This window comes from Zhouia amylolytica AD3 (assembly GCF_000511935.2).
GTDB classification, from domain to species: Bacteria; Bacteroidota; Bacteroidia; order Flavobacteriales; family Flavobacteriaceae; genus Zhouia; species Zhouia amylolytica.
This window is the reverse complement of the sequence record NZ_AYXY01000013.1, coordinates 157,537-177,173: the sequence shown is the minus strand read 5'-3', so window position 1 is coordinate 177,173 and position 19,637 is coordinate 157,537. Positions and strand designations below refer to the sequence as shown.

At 37.2% G+C, this 19,637-nt stretch carries 14 protein-coding genes and 1 tRNA gene; 6 read left to right on the top strand and 9 right to left on the bottom strand.

Annotated features, from left to right (window positions below):
• Positions 1–132: 132 nt before the first annotated feature.
• Positions 133–798 (bottom strand): DUF4294 domain-containing protein, encoded by a 666-nt coding sequence (locus tag P278_RS04310; RefSeq protein WP_038262877.1) that lies wholly within the window; start codon positions 796–798, stop codon positions 133–135.
• A 98-nt stretch (positions 799–896) separates the two neighbouring features.
• Here P278_RS04310 and P278_RS04305 point away from each other — a divergent pair, with 98 nt between their 5' ends.
• The 5 genes from P278_RS04305 to P278_RS04285 all read left to right on the top strand — a co-directional run bounded on the left by P278_RS04305 (position 897) and on the right by P278_RS04285 (position 6,021).
• Positions 897–1,985, top strand: coding sequence for a M42 family metallopeptidase (locus P278_RS04305; protein WP_038262875.1), 1,089 nt, complete (start codon positions 897–899; stop codon positions 1,983–1,985).
• The gene (locus P278_RS04300; protein ID WP_038262872.1) at positions 1,985–2,536 is read left to right on the top strand and encodes an NUDIX hydrolase; all 552 of its coding nucleotides are present in this window, start codon (positions 1,985–1,987) and stop codon (positions 2,534–2,536) included. The genes P278_RS04305 and P278_RS04300 overlap by 1 nt, the downstream gene beginning before the upstream one ends.
• A 181-nt stretch (positions 2,537–2,717) precedes the next feature.
• Positions 2,718–4,634: a DUF294 nucleotidyltransferase-like domain-containing protein gene (locus tag P278_RS04295; RefSeq protein ID WP_038262870.1), complete on the top strand. Its 1,917-nt coding sequence runs from the start codon at positions 2,718–2,720 to the stop codon at positions 4,632–4,634.
• A complete protein-coding gene (locus tag P278_RS04290) occupies positions 4,631–5,299 on the top strand; it encodes a 3'-5' exonuclease (protein ID WP_038262866.1) in 669 nt (222 codons plus the stop codon). Before P278_RS04295 ends, P278_RS04290 begins: the two co-directional genes overlap by 4 nt.
• 188 nt (positions 5,300–5,487) lie before the next feature.
• Positions 5,488–6,021, top strand: a complete 534-nt coding sequence (locus P278_RS04285; protein WP_152973885.1) for a YybH family protein — start codon at positions 5,488–5,490, stop codon at positions 6,019–6,021.
• Between the two features lie 225 nt (positions 6,022–6,246).
• Here P278_RS04285 and acs read toward each other — a convergent pair whose 3' ends face one another.
• The 8 genes from acs to P278_RS04245 form a co-directional block, all read right to left on the bottom strand.
• A complete protein-coding gene (gene acs / locus P278_RS04280) occupies positions 6,247–8,160 on the bottom strand; it encodes an acetate--CoA ligase (RefSeq protein WP_038262860.1) in 1,914 nt (637 codons plus the stop codon).
• Positions 8,161–8,276: 116 nt separating this feature from the next.
• Entirely contained in the window at positions 8,277–9,644 is a 1,368-nt protein-coding gene (gene hisS / locus P278_RS04275) for a histidine--tRNA ligase (protein WP_038262857.1), read from the bottom strand.
• Positions 9,645–9,690: 46 nt separating this feature from the next.
• A complete protein-coding gene (locus P278_RS04270; protein ID WP_038262854.1) occupies positions 9,691–10,161 on the bottom strand; it encodes a DUF6495 family protein in 471 nt (156 codons plus the stop codon).
• Between the two features lie 139 nt (positions 10,162–10,300).
• Positions 10,301–13,471: a TonB-dependent receptor gene (locus P278_RS04265; RefSeq protein WP_038262851.1), complete on the bottom strand. Its 3,171-nt coding sequence runs from the start codon at positions 13,469–13,471 to the stop codon at positions 10,301–10,303.
• A gap of 1,043 nt (positions 13,472–14,514) precedes the next feature.
• Positions 14,515–14,590, bottom strand: a tRNA-His gene (locus tag P278_RS04260).
• A gap of 64 nt (positions 14,591–14,654) precedes the next feature.
• On the bottom strand, positions 14,655–15,377 hold the full coding sequence (gene bshB1 / locus P278_RS04255) for a bacillithiol biosynthesis deacetylase BshB1 (protein ID WP_038262849.1): 723 nt from the start codon (positions 15,375–15,377) through the stop codon (positions 14,655–14,657).
• Between the two features lie 12 nt (positions 15,378–15,389).
• Positions 15,390–16,559, bottom strand: coding sequence for a trans-sulfuration enzyme family protein (locus tag P278_RS04250; RefSeq protein ID WP_038262846.1), 1,170 nt, complete (start codon positions 16,557–16,559; stop codon positions 15,390–15,392).
• Positions 16,560–16,638: 79 nt separating this feature from the next.
• Entirely contained in the window at positions 16,639–17,232 is a 594-nt protein-coding gene (locus P278_RS04245; RefSeq protein ID WP_038262844.1) for a glutathione peroxidase, read from the bottom strand.
• A gap of 216 nt (positions 17,233–17,448) precedes the next feature.
• Between P278_RS04245 and P278_RS04240 the strand changes: the two genes are divergently transcribed.
• Positions 17,449–19,575 (top strand): Tex family protein, encoded by a 2,127-nt coding sequence (locus P278_RS04240; RefSeq protein ID WP_038262841.1) that lies wholly within the window; start codon positions 17,449–17,451, stop codon positions 19,573–19,575.
• The last annotated feature ends 62 nt before the right edge of the window (positions 19,576–19,637 follow it).

Sequence of the window (19,637 nt, the reverse complement as noted above, 5' to 3'; positions counted from 1 at the left end):
CTCAAAACTAAAGTTTTTTCAATAAAAACAATCGCTTAAATCTAAACGATTGATAAACATAATATTACACCGGTAAATTTTTTGAGGAAAGCTAAGTTAGCAAAAGTATTTTAGTTACACAACTATTTTTTACTATTGTCTGTTGGTCCATTTGTTAGTTAATGTGGCATAATCAAAATCCAATACTGAAGGCTGCCTGGGTATCCTATTTACAGCGAAAGCCCTTTGTAATATATCTTCTATTAAATAATCTTCGTGATTAGATTCCGGATGATACTCCTCCTTTAAAGATATATCAAACATGCTTGCCGTGGTATTATACCAAAAAGCTCTCCACCCACTTCGAAGATCCTTGACCAGATCAAAAGTGGTAATTCCAGTTTGACGATGTATTAATTTAACTAAAATCTGTCCTTCGGTCCTTGTAAGCTTTTTTAATTCTTCCGTGAACTCCTCTTCCATATACTGTTGTAACATCTTAGTATACTTTTTGCGCTTGCGCTTAGATTCGATCTGACCCAAACGTTCATTTAAAGACACAAGGCGTTCAGCTGCTAATTTTGCATACGGATATACCTTAATTGTTTTCCTTTTCAATATATAGTATTGCACCCTCTCCTTTCTGTCTTTAAACCTTAAAGGTTGGAAAACATAAACAGGCTCGAGCGCAATCTCAGAAACCGGTATTGTGTCACCATCTATAAAGTATAAGGTTTTGGCTGTATCTATTGGTTTCTCCACCTGAGCGTACACCATAAATACAGAAAACATCAACATATAGAAAATGACTCTCTTCATCATTGCAAATTAAAATCATTCAAAAATAATAAAATACCTAGCCTTAACTATTAAATGTATGTGAATATTGCTAATTTCGCTAACTAAATTTTTGACTTATGGCGAAAAAGAAAATCATCAACAAGAAATCAATCAACTTCTTAGAGAAATATCTAAACAATGCTGCCCCTACCGGATACGAATGGGAGGGTCAAAAAATTTGGATGGAATATCTAAAACCTTATGTGGATACTTTTATAACTGACACCTATGGTACAGCGGTTGGAGTTATTAACCCCGATGCACCATTTAAAGTAGTTATAGAAGGACACTCAGACGAGATATCCTGGTACGTAAACTATATTACGGATAATGGACTTATATATGTAATAAGAAATGGAGGTAGTGACCATCAAATAGCACCATCAAAAGTTGTTAATATCCATACAAAGAATGGTATTGTAAAAGGGGTGTTTGGTTGGCCAGCCATCCATACACGTAATAATGAAAAAGAAGAAACCCCAAAATTAGATAATATCTTCATCGATATAGGGGCCAAGGATAAAGAAGAAGTTGAAAAGATGGGAGTGCATGTAGGTTGTGTAATCACCTACCCTGATGAATTCTTTGTGTTGAATGAAAATAAGTTCGTTTGCCGGGCGATTGATAACAGAGCAGGTGGATTTATGATTGCTGAAGTGGCACGTTTACTCCATGAAAATAAAATAGAACTTCCTTTTGGATTGTATATTACCAATTCGGTTCAGGAAGAAATAGGATTACGCGGTGCTGAAATGATTACCCAGACCATTAAACCGAATGTGGCTATCGTAACAGATGTAACCCATGATACCACCACTCCAATGATCAACAAAAAGAAACAAGGGTTAGCTGAAATAGGTAAAGGTCCCGTAGTGTCATATGCTCCTGCAGTACAAAACAAGCTTCGGGAACTCATTATTGAAACAGCAGAAGAAAAGAAAATACCTTTTCAACGAATGGCTGCTTCGAGATTTACAGGAACAGATACAGATGCATTCGCCTACAGCAATGGTGGGGTAGCTTCTGCATTAATTTCTTTACCTTTACGTTATATGCACACTACAGTAGAAATGGTACACAGGGAAGATGTTGAAAATGTTATACGTCTTATTTATGAATCGCTTTTAAAAATAGATCCTAATAAAAGTTTCAGCTATTTTGAATAATGGATGAATATGTAGACATATTAGATGATAAAGGGAATTACACTGGTAAATCACTTTTAAAATCAGAGGCCCATCAATTGGGCCTTTTCCATCCTACCATTCATGTCTGGCTGTATACCAACAAGGGTGATGTTTTAATCCAGAAGCGCGTTGCTACCAAAAATACATTTCCAGGATTGTGGGATGTATCTGTAGCGGGTCATATTTCGGCAGGTGAATCAATTCTTACCTCTGCGATAAGGGAGGTTGAAGAAGAATTAGGGTTAAAACTCAAAGAATCGGATCTTCATAAAATCGGAACACACAAACATACAAGTACCCACGGTACTATTATAGATGCAGAATTTCACCATATATATATAGCCGAATTAAAAGTTCCTATCGACACACTGACTTTGCAAGCATCGGAAGTCGAGGCTATAAAATTAATACCTCTTCAGGAATATACCTCTGAAATCAACAAAAACCACGCAAACAATCACTATGTTGTTTTGGATGAAGCGTATTACGAATTAGTTTTTGAGGGTTTGCAGCAAGCAATAAAAATGTAACAAAAACACACTTTTCAAGCAATTGCTTTTTAAGTACTTTAGTGCCATGAAACCAACATGGATTTTTTTAATCAGATTTGATATCAAGGTATGATTAACAATATTTATGTGAGAGCGCAACGGCAACAAGTGCATATGAATTTTTTGCACCGTTATCCGTTGGGCAGAAATTTTTAAATACATGAAAAACACCATTGCTGAAAGAGTCGCTGACTTTTTGAAACGTTATCCACCATTTAATTTGCTCAACAAAGAGCAGCTATTAGAAATTTCAAGACAAGTTCGTATTATCTATTTGGAGAAGGATAATGTGGTCTATAAACAAGAAGATACCGGACATGATCAGTTTTATGTGGTTCATAAAGGGGCTGTTGAATTAAAGCGGGAAGAAAAAGAAAAGGTTAAAACCGTTGATCATTGTGATGAAGGTGATATTTTTGGTCTTCGTCCACTTTTTGCCAATGAGAATTATGCAATTACAGCTATAACTGAAGAGGAATCTATTGTATATGGTATTCCTATCGACATTTTCAAACCGATAGCCACTCAAAATTTAAACATTGGTAATTATTTATTAGAAAGCTTTGCCTCCAATACTAAAAATCCATTTTCCAAAGAATATACGAATAAGCTTTATTCAGATGATGAAATACTTCTAAAAAATGATCCGGAGATTTTCGATTTACAACCAGTGAAGTATGTTAAGAAAGTTATATCCGCTAAACCATCATCTCCAATAAAAGATGTAGCTCAATTAATGTTTGATAAAAAGGTGAGCTCAGTTGTCATTAAAGAGAATGGCTCCCCCCTTGGAATTGTGACGGACAAAGATTTTCGAAACCTGGTAGCTACTGGAATTGTTCCCATAGAAAATGAAGTTTCAAGAATAATGTCCTCTCCTGTATTGTGTTACCCTAAACATACCACCATAGCCCAGGCACAAATTAGCATGATGAAACACAATGTCAGTCATTTGTGTATTACGAAAGACGGCACAGCAAATTCAAAGGTGGTAGGAATCGTATCTGATCACGACATTGTTCTGATGCAAGGTAATAATCCTTCAGTGCTCATGAAGGCTATACAAAAGGCGAGCAGTACCAAAAAGCTAAAGAACATCCATAAAAAAATACGCGTATTACTAAAAGGTTATATCGCACAAAATATTCCCCTTACTCATATTACTAAGATCATTTTCGAACTGAATGATGCAACTATTAAAAGAGTTATTGATCGTGCTATAAGTAAGATCGGTGAACCCCCTGTTAAGTTTGCATGGATCTCCCTTGGAAGTCAGGGAAGGAAAGAACAGTTACTTCATACTGATCAGGACAATGCAATAATTTTTGAAGATGTCCCTGAAGATAAACTGGAAGAAGTAAGAGCCTACTTTTTATTGTTGGCTACAAAGGTGAATAAACGTTTAAATATTATTGGATACGAATATTGCAATGCTGAAATGATGGCCCGTAACCCCAAGTGGACGTTAAGCATTTCTGAATGGAAAGATCAGTTTACAAGATGGACAACCACTGCCGGTGATGATGAAATTCTGCTTTGCTCCATATTTTTCGATTACGATATCTCATATGGAGATTCATCTTTAACCACAAGTCTGGCCGACCATATTTTCGACATTACAAGAGATAATCAACGGTTTTTATCAATGTTAGGTGTCAGCGCATTAAGAAATCCTTCACCCATGGGATTCTTCAGGCAATTGCTTGTTGAAAAAGATGGTGAATATAAAGACTTTTTTGATCTGAAGAAAAGAGCACTTATGCCGATTACTGATGCAGGCAGACTGCTTATACTTCAGCATCGCGTAAAGAACATCAATAATACTGCTGAGCGTTTTGAAAAGCTAGCGCAATTAGAACCAGAAAATAAAGACTTGTATTTATCCTGTTCCTATGTCGCGAAATCCCTCTTAAAATTCAGAACCAAACATGGTTTAATGCATAATGATAGTGGTCGATATATTGAGTTGGCAGCACTCACAAAGGAAGAGAAAATGAAATTAAAGCGTTGCTTTAAAATTATTACTCAAATTCAGGAACTAATTAAATTCAGATTTAATTTAAGTCACTTTCTATGATCAATTGGTTTAAAAAAAGAAATAGAGAGGAACTGCCAGATTATTGGCGAACCTATGAAGCTCTTTTCAAAGAGAAGCCCACTCAACCACTTAAGGATACCCGATTTGTTGTTTTAGATACTGAAACCACAGGTTTCGATTTTAAAGAAGATCGAGTATTATGTATAGGAGCTGTGTCACTTATAAACAATACTATTGACCTTTCTGAAAGCTTTGAACTCTATATAAAACAGGATCGCTTTAATCCTCAAACAGTGGCCATACACGGTATTATTAAAAATGAGAAAGTTAATATGCTGGATGAAGATGAAGCAATAAAACGATTTCTAAAATATATTGAAAATTCCGTTTTGGTCGCCCATCATGCTGGATTTGATATCGGAATGCTTAATCAGATTTTAAAAAGAATGGCGCTACCAAAACTTAAAAACAAGGTTTTGGACACCATGATTTTGTACAGAGCCACAAGAATAACCTCAAATCTTATTGATCAGGAAAAAAACTACAGTCTCGATGAGATTGCAGAAAATTACAATATTGAGCTTCAAGATCGTCATACTGCTGCCGGTGACGCCTATATTACAGCCATGGCCTTTATTCGCATTATCGCCAAACTAAATAAAAACGGAAAACTTACTCCAAAAGATCTTTTTAGAATCAAATGATAACTTCATGTTCAATAAGAGCGGTAATGATTTGAAAAAAGTTTAGAAGTTTAGATCTGGAAGCGTTACTTTTAGAACTATTATATATCTTTTACCTAGAGAAGTTAATTCCATCTAAAAGGGTTAACAGACCATTTATTGGTAAACCGACAATGTATTATACCACCAACTACTAAAATTGAATACATATGAAGAACTTATTCTTAACAACAGTTACGTTACTAATGGCACTATTAACACCTGGCCTGTCAAACGCTCAAAACGAAACCAACGAAAAATCAGCCCAGAAAAGAATCAAAGAACTTAATCAGTTTTATGATATTTTGAGTAAAACTGTAAAAGAAGGAGATTATGAAGGATATTCCAATTTATACCATTCAGATGCCATAGTTGTTTTTACTGCCGGCGAAGACAAAAAGAGTGTTCCGGTTATAAAGGCCCTGAATAAATGGAAATCAGGTTTTGAAGACACTAAAAGTGGCAAAGTTAAGGCGCAAGTGGAATTTAGGTTTTCACAAAGGGTCGGAGATGAAACCACCGCTCATGAAACAGGAATATTCCATTATCAATCATACAATAAGGCCGGCGAGGTAATCTCGAACTATTATGGTCATTTGGATATGCTATTGGTAAAATTAGATAATCAATGGAAAATGATCATGGAACATCAAATTAGTGATGCAACTCCAGAGGAATGGGATGCCCTATCGCCGGAATACTAAATTATAACTCAAGACAACTTCAATGTGGTACTATCTCCACTGAGGTTTTGAAAACCTGAAATATGATCCTTAAGAGGATTGATGGTATTAAGAAAAAAAAGGAAAATCGTTTAAACCATGGGGTTTGAATTCCTGTATTAAACTTGTCAAATTAAAAACCTGATACATTTCAAGATAGAACGTATCAGGTTTTTTCAGTTATTAACCTTGGGAATTTTTACTATTTCAAGAAACAATAGCTTCTTCCATAATGCTTTCCACCACATCAGGGTTTAGCAAGGTTGATGTATCTCCCAGGTTAGCAGTATCTTTTGAAGCAATCTTACGCAGAATTCTTCTCATGATCTTACCACTACGTGTTTTTGGAAGTCCTGTAACGAACTGAATTTTATCCAATTTGGCAATTGGTCCGATCTTATCCGAGATTTGCTGATTAATTTCTTTACGTAAATTATCTCTGTCACGGCTTTCACCTACATCCTTCAGCATTACATAACCATACAAAGCATTTCCTTTCACATCATGCGGGAAACCAACAATAGCTGATTCTGCAACTGCAGGGTGTTCGTTAATGGCATCCTCTATAGGAGCCGTACCCAGATTATGTCCTGATACTATAATAACATCATCTACCCTTCCGGTGATTCTATAATACCCTACCTCATCACGCAAAGCGCCATCTCCGGTAAAATATTTATTTTCAAATGCACTGAAATAGGTGTCCTTAAATCGTTGATGATCTCCCCAAACACTTCGAGCCATTCCCGGCCAAGGAAATTTGATACAAAGTCTACCATCTACCTGGTTTCCTTTTACCTCTTCTCCATTTTCATCCATTAATGCAGGCTGGATTCCCGGCAGCGGTAAAGTAGCATATGTTGGTTTAGTAGGAGTAACATAAGGAATTGGTGATATCATAATACCCCCAGTTTCTGTTTGCCACCATGTGTCAACAATTGGACATTTCTTTTTACCTACATGGTTATCATACCAGTGCCAGGCTTCTTCGTTAATAGGCTCCCCTACCGATCCTAATACTTTTAATGAAGACAAATCATACTTTTCAACAAGTTCCTGATCTTCTTTTGCCAGGGCTCTGATTGCTGTAGGTGCCGTGTAAAATTGGTTTACCTTATGTTTTTGAACGATTTCCCAAAACCTGCCGGAATCCGGGTATGAAGGAACTCCCTCAAACATTACTGTGGTAGCTCCGTTTGCAAGGGGACCATAGATAATATAACTATGTCCTGTAATCCATCCGATATCTGCTGTACACCAATACACATCGTCTTCTCTGTATTGGAAAACATTTTTAAAAGTATATGCTGTATACACCATATACCCGCCAGTTGTATGCATCATTCCTTTGGGTCTTCCTGTCGATCCTGATGTATATAAAATAAACAAAGGATCTTCGGCATCCATAATTTCAGAAGGACAATCATCACTGGCAGCATCCAAAAGTGGTTGTAGCCATTGATCTCTTCCCTCCTTCATTTCTATATCAGAATTAATACGCTTAGCAACCAGTACGGTTTCTATACTCGGACATTCTTCTAAAGCAGCATCTACAATTCCTTTAAGATCGATAGTTTTACTACCGCGATAACTACCATCAGAAGTAATAACCATTTTACAGGTAGAATCATTTATTCTGGTTGCTAAAGCCGTAGAAGAAAATCCTGCAAACACCACTGAGTGAATGGCTCCAATTCTTGCACATGCAAGAACGGCTACAGCCAATTCAGGAATCATCGGTAAATAAATACAAACACGATCACCCTTTTCAATACCCTGCTCCTTTAAAACATTAGCAAATTTAGAAACGCGTTGATGTAATTGCTTGTAAGTAATATGTTGCGCCGCTTCCCTAGGATCATTAGGTTCCCACAAAATTGCCGTTTTGTCTCCTCTAATATGTAAATGTCTATCGATGCAATTTTCAGTAATGTTGAGTTTTGCATTTTCGAACCATTTAATTTCGGGCTTATTAAAATCCCAACTCAGGACTTTATCCCATTTCTTACGCCAAAGAAAATGTTCTTCGGCTACCTCTTCCCAGAAGTTCTCCGGTTCTCTTACAGACTTTCTGTAAACATGGTAGTACTCATCAAAACTTTTAATGTGATAGTTACTCATTTTATGCGCTATTATTATATTTTCAATTTAAGTCGCATAAATTTATAAAAATGACTAAACTATTATAGCAAACAAAGGGTTAAAATTAGAAAAAGCCACATTTTAGTGGCTTTTTGTTAAAAGAGGTTTTCAATATGGTCGAATGAATGCGTTTCTTGTGAACCTTCCTTCATATCTTTCAACACAAAGGTTTGTTCATTTAATTCCTGTTCGCCTATCATAATTACTTTAGGAATATCACGCTTATTGGCATATTTCATTTGTTTATTCATTTTGGCTGCGTCAGGATAGAGTTCGGCATTAACGCCTTTTGATCTCAAAACCTTAATAGCTCTCATAGCCTGCAATGCCTCCTTTTCTCCAAAATTAATGAATAATACATCCAATTGTTTTGAAACAGTTTCCGGGAAAAGGTTTAATTCTTCTAATACCAAATAAATGCGATCCAATCCAAATGATATCCCTACTCCGCTTACATCTTTTAATCCGAATATGCCTGTAAGATCATCGTAACGGCCACCGCCGCCAATAGATCCCATTTGTACTCCTTTCGGTGGCGCTACTTCAAAAATGGCTCCTGTATAGTAGTTAAGGCCTCTTGCCAAAGTAACATCTATATCCAAAGATGCAGACTTTAATCCCAGTGATTCGATAGCTTCAATAATAAATGAAAGCTCTTCTACCCCTTTGGTACCTTCTTCAGAACTACTTAGTAATTCCTTGAGTTGTTGTAATTTTTCTTTATTGCTTCCTGTAAAACCAAACAAAGGCTGAACTTTTTGTATAGCTTCCTCGGCGATACCCTTTTGAAGCATTTCATTTTTCACACCTTCTTCTCCAATTTTATCAAGTTTATCCAGTGCAACGGTAAAATCAATTAATTTTTCTTTAGCACCAATCACCTCAGCAATACCTGATAGAACCTTTCGATTGTTCATTTTAATGGTTACACCATCCAAATTAAGACTTGAAAAAACTGCATCATAAAGTTGTACAAACTCTACCTCCTGCCATAATGACTTTGATCCTACCACATCAGCATCACATTGATAAAACTCACGGAATCTACCCTTTTGAGGCCTGTCCGCTCTCCAAACCGGCTGCACCTGATACCTTTTAAAAGGGAAGGTAATATCATTTTGGTGCATAACCACATACCGTGCAAATGGAACAGTAAGATCATAACGTAATGCCTTTTCTGTAATTTTCAAGGCAATCTTATTTGCATCTTTGGTTTGATAAAGATCATCACGAACTTTTGACAGGTAGTCTCCTGAGTTCAGGATCTTAAAAATTAGACGATCTCCTTCCTCTCCATACTTACCCATTAAGGTATCCAGGTTTTCAAAACTAGGTGTTTCAATCGGTTGAAACCCGAAAGTTTGAAAATGCCTTTTGATGGCATTAATTATATAATTACGTTTTGATACTTCAGCAGGTGAAAAATCTCTGGTTCCTTTGGGTATGCCTGGTTTCTGTGCCATTATGCTTTAATTTCTTAATTTAATATGTTTTGGATTATTGATAAAACTATGGAAGTATCTTCTCGAGGTAATTATACAAATCTCCTTTTGTAATTACCGCTCCCTCTTTTATCAATTCAAATTTATCCACATTCTTTTCTTCCGAATACATTTTTGAAGCTGTCATCATCTCCACCTCATCGCCTAAAAAGTTTTCTTTAAACCATTGAAACCCTTCGCCAGAAGTTAAATCAATAGCTTTATTCAAAACTCTTACAGCTATCAATTTCATTTCTTTATCAGTTAAATGGAAAAGAAACATTTGCGTTGGTGAAACATTTTCCAAATACTCCACCTTGGATAGAACTCCTTCCCAGATTAAATCACTGAACACATCCAATTCTTGTTCGGCTGTTTCCGGTTTTTCTTTTTTAATGCTTTCCCATTCATCAGCTGTAATGGACTGTGTTGCCAGAAAATTAATAAATTCCTGGTGTAATTCTTCAAACTGTTCTTTCGTAAGTCTAGAATACTTCATTCGGCTTAAAACTTCATTTAATGGCGCAAAAATAAAGACCAGAGTTCGATTATTAAAGCAAAGTCAATATTAAAATAATAGGAACCAAGTAAAAAGGCCGTACAGATAGTACAGCCTTTTAAAATTAAATCGAAAATACTTAATTAAAAATGTATCGAATACCAAACTGAGCTTGCCATCTGGAAGCCAAACTGGAATCATATACAAAGGTATCTGTTAAATCAGGATTGAAGGTGTACGTAGGTACATTATTCGCATCCACCGTAACGCCCAATGGTTGTATGTTGGTAGGTTGCTGAATTAAGCCCCAATCTGAACTGATTAAATTTCCAACATTTAATATATCGAAACTTAACTGAATGGTATTTGTTTTATCTTCACTAACCTTAAAATTGTAATCCTGAAGAATCTTAATATCCCATCTTCCTCTCCAAGGGGCTAAGGCGCCATAACGCTCTGCATACGATCCACGATTATCACTCAAATAATCATCTTGACGAATGTAATTCTCAAAAGCCTCTGCCTGTCCGGCACCCGAAAAGTTCATTTGTCCGACCTCCGCTGCTGTTGGTATGTAGATCAAATCGTTAAAGTTAGAACCATCTCCATTAATATCACCTCCATAGGTATAGTTAAACCGTCCTCCCTGGGCATATTCGAAGAAGGAAGAAATGGTGGTAGCCCATTTATCATTACCATATTTAAATTGCTTCGATAAAACACCTATAATTCTGTGTCTATCTCCATACTTAGAAAATCCAAGCACATCATTATTGGCATTGCCAACTACGGGGTTTGCCACAAAGGCATCACCTGTAATTTCAGCTTCAATTGAATTTACATCTTTAGCATTTAAATAGTTATAAGCAAGACTTGTATATAAGCCATTATCCCAATTCTTTTGAGCTTTTATTGACGCATTCCAAATCCTTCCTTTATCAGAATTGGTAAACACATAAGCATTATTAGCACCTATATCATTCGAGGTATAGATTTCTCGGTTATCTACACCTACCAACTGCCCGGTAGGATCCTTTAACCCCCAATTCTGCACATGAGCCCCGTTAATATCTTTAGTATAGGAAGCATCCAGCGTTAATGTAAGACCATTTTCCAATCTATGGTCAACCCCTAAACTGGTTCTCCATACTTGAGGCCATTCATAATCAGGGTCGGTAATTTGGAAAAAGCCCTGATCTGCTCCACTTACCTGATTACCAATCCACACAAAAGGGAAACGTCCGGTAAAAACCCCTGTTCCTCCCCTTACCTGGGTGGTATTATCATCCATCACATCCCAATTGAAACCAACTCTCGGTGAAAGCAACCATGCATTTGATGGCATTTTAGTCGAGTTCAACAAGACTTCCTCTCCGGTATCAGGGTCGAAATATATAGTATTCGGGTCTACAGTTGCTCCATTATCGGTGTCGATATATTCCTGTATTTTTTCTGAAGTATCAAAATATAGTGGTTTATCGGCTCTAATTCCGAAAGTAACCTTAAAATTGTCCTTAACATTCCATTCATCCTGAATATAAAAAGCCAACTGACCTACGTTAGTCTCAGATAATTTCCATCCACCGTCGTTACCAACTCCGGAAGCATTTAAAGCTGCATACCTGTCTTTAGCAAATTGCAGGTTTTGCACCAATACACCATTAGGGTCATTGGCATCATCCAGGAAGGTTTGAAGGGATGGATATGGTCCACCAAAACCAGGGATATTGAAGGTTCCATAATATGGAAACGTCCCAAAGTTGTCATAAGCAGCCAGGTTAAAGGAATTATCAAACTCAAACTTTTCGAAAGAAACTCCAACCGTAAAAGTATGCTCTCCGACGAAAAAGTTCATGTTGTTAGTTACCTGAAAAACTTTTTGATCTAAACGGTTATGAATCGAAAAAGGTTCATGACCGGCAATAATATAATTAGATCCGGCACCATCCTGAATGGTTATTACAGGAGCAGGTTCAGAAAATGGGTTTCTAAAGTCATCGAAATGCGTATATCCCATTTGCAATTTATTGACTGCCTGATCTGATAAGGTAGAATTCAATTCCAATTGAAAAGATTGAATTCTGTTATTGATTTCATAGCCTGAATTTTCAAATTGAAGGGTTGATGCACTTGGACCTCTAAATCCTAAGGCAGTTGGGTGTGCCGGTTTTTCTTTGGAGGCATCCAAAAAGTTATATATAAAAGCCAATCTGTTCTTGTCGTTGATATTCCAATCTAATTTAAAAATACCCTTAGTGGATTCGGAACCAAAAGTGAAGCCTTCATAAGCTCCTGTGTCATACCCTAAGCTGGACAAAGCGTCGGAAACGGCTATTAGATCTTCAACAGTAACTCTTGATTCATTAATAGCACCTGTTCCTCGGTTTGGAACAAACGAAGAACCTAAATCAGATCGCTCATCCCTTTCAAAATTTGCAAAAAAGAATAGCTTATCTTGAATAATCGGTCCACCAATGCTAAAACCATATTGATTCTGTTTCAAATCTGGTTTAAACACTTTATCTCCCTTTATTTTACCTCCGGTTAGATCTTCAGTTCTAAAGTATCCATAAGCAGTTCCTTTAAATTCGTTCGTACCACTTTTGGTAACGGCATTTACAGAAGCTCCTGTAAATCCGGATTGTGTAACGTCGTATGGAGCGACCGCTACTTGTATTTGTTCAATAGCATCTAAAGAGATCGGTTGCGCATCTGTTTGCCCACCAGGAGTGGCGGCGTCTAATCCAAAAGGATTTGTAAATATGGCACCGTCTAACGAGAAATTATTGTATTGATCATTTCTACCTGCAAAAGATCCTCCACTTGCGGTTGGTTCCAACCTGGTAAAATCCTGAGCGGAACGGGAGATTGTTGGAAGACGGGTGAGCTCTCTCCTTCCTACACTAGTTTCCGCACCGGTCCGGTCTTTACCAAAGGTACCGGTTGCATCTCCGGTAACTACCACCTCTCCAAGCTGCTCACTGGTCTCCTGAAGGGAAATGTCTAAAGTTTCAGACTTACCGAGTTCGAGATATACATCAGTGAGTTTGTGATCCTGAAAACCAACATAGGTTATGGTAATCACATAGGGTCCGCCAACCCTCAAGTTTAATAAATTAAAACGACCATCAAAGTTTGTTGCCGTACCATATTTAGTTCCTGTAGGACTATGGATAGCAACGACACTTGCTCCGGGCAAAGGTTGTCCGTCCGGATCGGTAATCAATCCCTTAATATTGGAAGTCGTAACCTGTGAGAATACTGCCAGTGTTGAAATGAACAACAGGCAAAAGAGTAGGATTCTTTTCATTTGATTAATTTGTAGTTAGTTTATTGTTTTTAAGTATGTAAATCTATGATAAACACCTAACTAATATAAAACTTTTTATTAACATACCCTTAACGAATTGATTTCTGAATGCCATGCAATCAGATATACCGTGCTGATTATCAAAAAGTATCGAGTTCCTACCCTGACTTCAGGTTTACGATATGGCTATTATCATTTATATACACTTTAACCATGCCTTATCCATGCCTTATCTATGCCGTATCTATACCTTTGCACCGGGCCTAGACACTTTTATCCATAAATTTCCTACCAAGGAGAATACCCTACAATTACTATATTTTTAAAGACAAGATCACCCACATTTGTTGCGGAATCTATTAGATTAGGGAGGTAAAACCAAAACGGGGCATTCCACACTCTTTACGGAATCTATTCAATTTGTCATTCCGCACTTGTTGCGGAATCTATTTATTCTATGTTTGATCCAGGCTTCCTTTACGGATTGACCACAATCTTTACACAAACACAAAAATTGGACATAATCCGTCTTTTTTATTTTTAGCCCGTCCGAAACAAGATGTTTGCAAAACGGTATTCAATTAAAAAATCAAATGAATTCAAACGGGTTAGCTACGCTGATCCGGAGTAAGGGAAACCTGCTGATAAAGCCTTCAGGCTATCGCCTGAGTCTTTTTTCTTTTTATCCCGTCCGAAACAAGATGTTTTCAAAACGGTATTTAATTAAGAAATCAAATAAATTCAAACGGGTTAGCTGCGCTGATCCGGAGTAAGGGAAACCTGCTGATAAAGCCTTCAGGCTATCGCCTGAGTCTTTTTTCTTTTTATCTCGTCCGAAACAAGATGTTTTCAAAACAGTATGCAATTAAAAAATCAAATGAATTCAAACGGGTTAGCTACGCTGATCCGGAGTAAGGGAAACCTGCTGATAAAGCCTTCAGGCTGGCGCCTGAGTCTTTTTTCTTTTTATCCCGTCCGAAACAAGATGTTTCTTCCGGGCTTAAAAGAAAAAAGCCTTCAAAGAAAACTTTGAAGGCTTTATCGGGTGGAAGACCGGGTTCGAACCGGCGACCTCTGGAACCACAATCCAGCGCTCTAACCAGCTGAGCTACAACCACCGTCTTTATTGCGGATGCAAATGTATAATATTATCCGATTTTACAAAAGGTTTTTTTATAAAAATTTACACTAAATCACTTAAACTATTGACTGCCAAATATCTCTCAACAGTAAAACCTTCGGCATGTTCAACGCCAATGAGCCTTCCCAGGTCTCTTGCGCGGTAATTAACGCTATCAAAAAAGTTTGAACTACTTATTGGCGTTTGTGGCTCATCACTCTCCGGGTCGAAAAATTGAGAGGCATAAGCTTCTATAGCGGCTATTTTTTTATCGATAAAACCTGAAACATCAACCACAAAATCAGGCTTTAAATTTTTCCATTGGATATAGTGATAAACATGTTTTGGTCGCCATGCGTCCTGCCATTCATCATCACCATCAAATTTAGTATCAATTTTTCTTAGACCACTTAAAAAGCAAGCGTCACTTACAAGCTTACTCCCTTTACCATGATCAATATGCCTGTCATCCACAGCATTACACAAAACGATTTCCGGACGGTATTTTCGAATCATTTTAATGATTTCTAATTGATGATCTTTGTCGTTTACAAAGAATCCATCAGCAAATTCCATATTCTCTCTAACTACAGCTCCTAATATTCTGGCGGAAGCAGCAGCTTCTTTATCCCTGATCTCGGCGGTACCCCGTGTTCCTAATTCTCCTCTGGTTAAATCAACGATACCCACTTTTTTCCCTGAGGCTATTTCTTTTGCAATGGTTGCTCCACACCCTAATTCAACATCATCAGGATGGCTACCGAATGCCAGTATGTCTAATTTCATTATTGTTTATAATTAAGTAGTAACTGTTTGTTTTTTCACCTTAGCAATGGCGTTTTCTATATCTGCTATAATATCATCCCGATGTTCTATCCCTACGGAAAATCGCAACAGGCGATCAGAAACACCTTGAGCCATGCGCTCTTCAGCACTTAATAACGCATGAGACGTTTTTGTAGGCGACACAATAGTACTTTCAACACCCGCAAGGCTCATGGAAGGCTTAATCAGCTTTAACTTTTTAACAAATGCAACCGGATCTATTTCTTGAGACAATTCAAAAGACATCATTCCACCGAAACCTTTCATCTGCTCTTTAGCTAATTCATACCCCGGATGTGACTTGAGCCCTGGGTAATATACCTTCGTAATATCAGGTAACTTTTTAAGATGTTTTGCAATCTGCTTGGCATTTCTGTTTTGAGCTTTTACACGAATCCCTAAGGTTTTGATACTTCGTTCCAAAAGCCAAACAGTAAAATCGCTAAGTGTTCCTCCGAAATTAATAGCAACCCCATGAATCTGGGCTATATGTTCCGAGGAGGCACAAACCGCTCCTGCAAGAATATCACTATGCCCCCCTAAATACTTCGTGGCACTATGTATAACAATATCAATACCAAAATCAATTGGATTTTGATTCACCGGACTCGCAAATGTATTATCGATCATAGAAATCAAATTGTATTTTTTAGCCAATGAGGCGACCATTTTGATATCTACTACAGAAAGTAACGGGTTGGAAGGCGTTTCTATATAAATCACCTTTGTATTGGGCTGAATGGCATTCTTAAAATCCTGCTCCTCCGAGCCTGAAGTAAAAGAATACTCAATACCAAACTTATCAAATTCCTTAACAATAAGATTATGGGTACCTCCATATAATTGCTTTTGCATTACAATGTGATCTCCTTTTTTAAGGAATGCAAACAGCGAGGTGCTGATAGCTGCCATTCCACTGCTAAAAATTATAGCATCCTCAGCATGTTCTAAAGCCGCTATTTTCTTTGACAGTGCCCTTTGGTTAGGAGTATTAAAATTACGAGGATATTGCTTTATATCCATATTCTCATATGCATATGACGTACTCATATATAAAGGGGAGATAGCTCCTTTGAACTGTTCATCCTTTATTTCTCCTGTATGGACACATATCGTGTTTAGCTTTAAGTTTTTTGATTTCATGTAGTTTATATTATCCTGTGATCAAGTAATCTTGTTGTACAGTAGAGGGCTTCAATGATTTTATTCTGTTATTAACCTATTACCCTTTGATCCAATCTGTGATCTTTTCATCGATAGGGAGTGTTTTCGGTTCAATCACCTCTACCAGATGCCCTTCTTCATCAATCAGATATTTTTGGAAGTTCCACTGCACTTCTGAATCTTTTAAACCATTTTTAGATTTCTGGGTTAAGAACTGATATATAGGATGCATATCTTCACCTTTAACCGATATTTTAGTCATCATTGGAAAGGTTACACCATAATTCTCCTTACAAAAGGATGCAATTTCTTCGTTAGATCCTGGTTCTTGTCCTCCGAAGTTATTTGCCGGAAAACCTACGATAACAAAATTGTTGTTTTTATAGGTGTCATACAACTCCTGAAGGTTTTCATATTGTGGGGTCAGACCACATTCACTAGCAGTGTTCACCACCATTATTTTTTTTCCTTTTAAAGAAGCAAAATCAAAGGGCTCCCCATATAAATCTTCTACTTTAAACTGATAAATATCTTGTTTTTGCATCGTTTGTTCTTTAGTATCTGTTGCCTCCGCAACGTTTTCTTTTTGTTTATCACTTGATTTACAACTTACTATAGCTATCATAGCTATGATCAAAACTAATCTTTTCATACCTTTTATATTTTTCCTTAAAGTTAAGAAATATGGCAGAAGGTTCAAGTAGTTTAAAAAAAGTTTGTGATTTACTTTTTCACCCCTAAAGAATCCATAATTTATTAAAACAATCTTTTATGTTTTGTTTAAATATTTCAGCATTTTTGTGCCAATTAAAGGTTATTTATTAATCCATCGGATTTATCTACGACCTCACAAATTAAAAGTTCGTATATGCAGTTATTATCATATGTTTTAAAACACTCACAATTACCGGAGAGAGGGGTTGCCAACACACTAAAACTTCTTGACGAAGACAGCACCATTCCGTTTATTTCTCGCTACAGAAAAGAAATGACGGGAAATCTCGACGAGGTACAGATTACTACCATTGCGAAGCTAAGGCAAGGCTTTGAAGAGCTTGAAAAACGCAAACTCACTATTTTAAAAGCCATTGAGGAGCAGGAAGCTTTGACTCCTGCCCTTAAAGAAAAAATAGAACAAGCTGAAAACATTACTTTATTAGAGGATCTTTACCTGCCTTATAAAAAGAAACGGAAGACGAAGGCATCCATTGCCAAGGAAAAAGGACTGGAGCCTTTGGCTAAGATCATCATGAAACAACACGATGACGATGTTCCCGGAACTGCTGAACGCTTTATCAATGATCAAGTAAAAAACAGCAATGAAGCCTTACAAGGTGCCAGAGATATTATTGCGGAATGGATTAATGAGAATGAATGGGTGCGCAACAAGCTACGTCGCCTTTATTCCAGAAATGCTATTATAGAGACCAAAATAGTAAAGGATAAAAAAGAAGATGAAGATGCTCAAAAGTACCAACAATACTTTGAATGGAGCGAACCGCTAAACAGAGCTCCCTCACATCGATTACTCGCTATGCTTCGTGCAGAAAACGAAGGTATTGTACGGGTAAAAATTCAGGTAGATAAAGAAGAGGCCTTAGACCTCATCGATGGTGTTATTATTAAAACCGATGTTGATAGTTGTACAGATCAGGTTTTCATAGCCATTGAAGATGCCTATAAACGTTTACTCGATCCTGCGATTTCCAATGAAGTTCTTAAAGAAGCTAAGCTCAAAGCTGATGAAGCAGCTATTAAAGTCTTTTCAAGTAACTTACGTCAATTGTTACTCGGTGCCCCATTGGGTGAAAAACGTATTCTGGCCATTGACCCCGGTTTTAAAAGTGGTTGTAAAGTGGTTTGCCTGGATGAAAATGGCGATTTAAAACATAATGAAAATATCTATCCACATCCACCTCAGCGGGAAACTACCCAAGCCATGAAAAAAATAAGATCGCTGGTGAATGCATATAACATTGAAGCCATCGCTATAGGGAATGGTACAGCTTCAAGAGAAACTGAGGCCTTTGTAAAAAAAATCGGCTTTGACAGAGATTTACAGGTATTTGTAGTTAACGAAGCGGGAGCTTCGGTATATTCGGCTTCAAAAATCGCTCGTCAGGAATTCCCGTCATACGACGTTACCGTAAGAGGCGCAGTATCCATAGGTCGGAGATTGGCTGACCCCCTTGCTGAACTGGTTAAAATTGATCCAAAATCAATTGGAGTTGGGCAATACCAACACGATGTAGATCAAACCAAACTCAAAGAAGAACTTGACCTGGTAGTAATGAGCTGTGTAAACAGTGTAGGGGTTAATGTAAATACAGCTTCTGCTCCTCTCCTGAGTTATGTTTCCGGTATTGGCATTGGTTTAGCAGAAAATATTGTTAAGTATCGCTCCGAAACAGGTGGTATAAGCACGCGTAGAGAACTTTTAAAAGTTCCAAGACTTGGAAATAAAGCTTTTGAGCAAAGTGCTGCTTTCTTGAGAATTTCAAACGCTCAATATCCGTTAGATAATTCAGCTGTCCACCCTGAAAGCTATAATATTGTCGAGCAGATGGCCAAAGATCAAAAAGTTTCTTTGGACGATCTTATTGGGAATAAAGAGCTTATTCAAAAAATAGCACTTGAAAATTACACCAGTGATACGGTTGGACTACCTACACTTACTGACATCATTAAGGAACTGGAAAAACCGGGACGTGATCCGCGTAAAAAAGCCAAAGTCTTTGAATTTGACCCAGGATTAAAATCTATTGATGATGTTAAGGTTGGCATGAAGGTACCGGGTATTGTCAACAATATAACCAACTTCGGATGTTTTGTAGATATTGGTATAAAGGAAAGCGGACTAGTTCATATCTCTAAGCTTGCCAACGAATTTATCAGTGATGTAAACAGTGTTGTACAACTTCATCAGCATGTAGAGGTTAAAGTAATTGAAGTTGATGCGAACCGTAAACGTATACAACTATCTATGATAGATTAACAATGAGATCTTTTTATAAACAGTTATAGTCGATTCCAGCGCAGTTGAAATTAAATAAGTTC

Coding starts and splice junctions, on each gene's coding strand:
- P278_RS04310 (WP_038262877.1), bottom strand. CDS start 798: ATGAAGAGAGTCATTTTCTATATGTTGATGTTTTCTGTATTTATGGTG.
- P278_RS04305 (WP_038262875.1), top strand. CDS start 897: ATGGCGAAAAAGAAAATCATCAACAAGAAATCAATCAACTTCTTAGAG.
- P278_RS04300 (WP_038262872.1), top strand. CDS start 1,985: ATGGATGAATATGTAGACATATTAGATGATAAAGGGAATTACACTGGT.
- P278_RS04295 (WP_038262870.1), top strand. CDS start 2,718: ATGAAAAACACCATTGCTGAAAGAGTCGCTGACTTTTTGAAACGTTAT.
- P278_RS04290 (WP_038262866.1), top strand. CDS start 4,631: ATGATCAATTGGTTTAAAAAAAGAAATAGAGAGGAACTGCCAGATTAT.
- P278_RS04285 (WP_152973885.1), top strand. CDS start 5,488: ATGAAGAACTTATTCTTAACAACAGTTACGTTACTAATGGCACTATTA.
- acs (WP_038262860.1), bottom strand. CDS start 8,160: ATGAGTAACTATCACATTAAAAGTTTTGATGAGTACTACCATGTTTAC.
- hisS (WP_038262857.1), bottom strand. CDS start 9,644: ATGGCACAGAAACCAGGCATACCCAAAGGAACCAGAGATTTTTCACCT.
- P278_RS04270 (WP_038262854.1), bottom strand. CDS start 10,161: ATGAAGTATTCTAGACTTACGAAAGAACAGTTTGAAGAATTACACCAG.
- P278_RS04265 (WP_038262851.1), bottom strand. CDS start 13,471: ATGAAAAGAATCCTACTCTTTTGCCTGTTGTTCATTTCAACACTGGCA.
- bshB1 (WP_038262849.1), bottom strand. CDS start 15,377: ATGAAATTAGACATACTGGCATTCGGTAGCCATCCTGATGATGTTGAA.
- P278_RS04250 (WP_038262846.1), bottom strand. CDS start 16,559: ATGAAATCAAAAAACTTAAAGCTAAACACGATATGTGTCCATACAGGA.
- P278_RS04245 (WP_038262844.1), bottom strand. CDS start 17,232: ATGAAAAGATTAGTTTTGATCATAGCTATGATAGCTATAGTAAGTTGT.
- P278_RS04240 (WP_038262841.1), top strand. CDS start 17,449: ATGCAGTTATTATCATATGTTTTAAAACACTCACAATTACCGGAGAGA.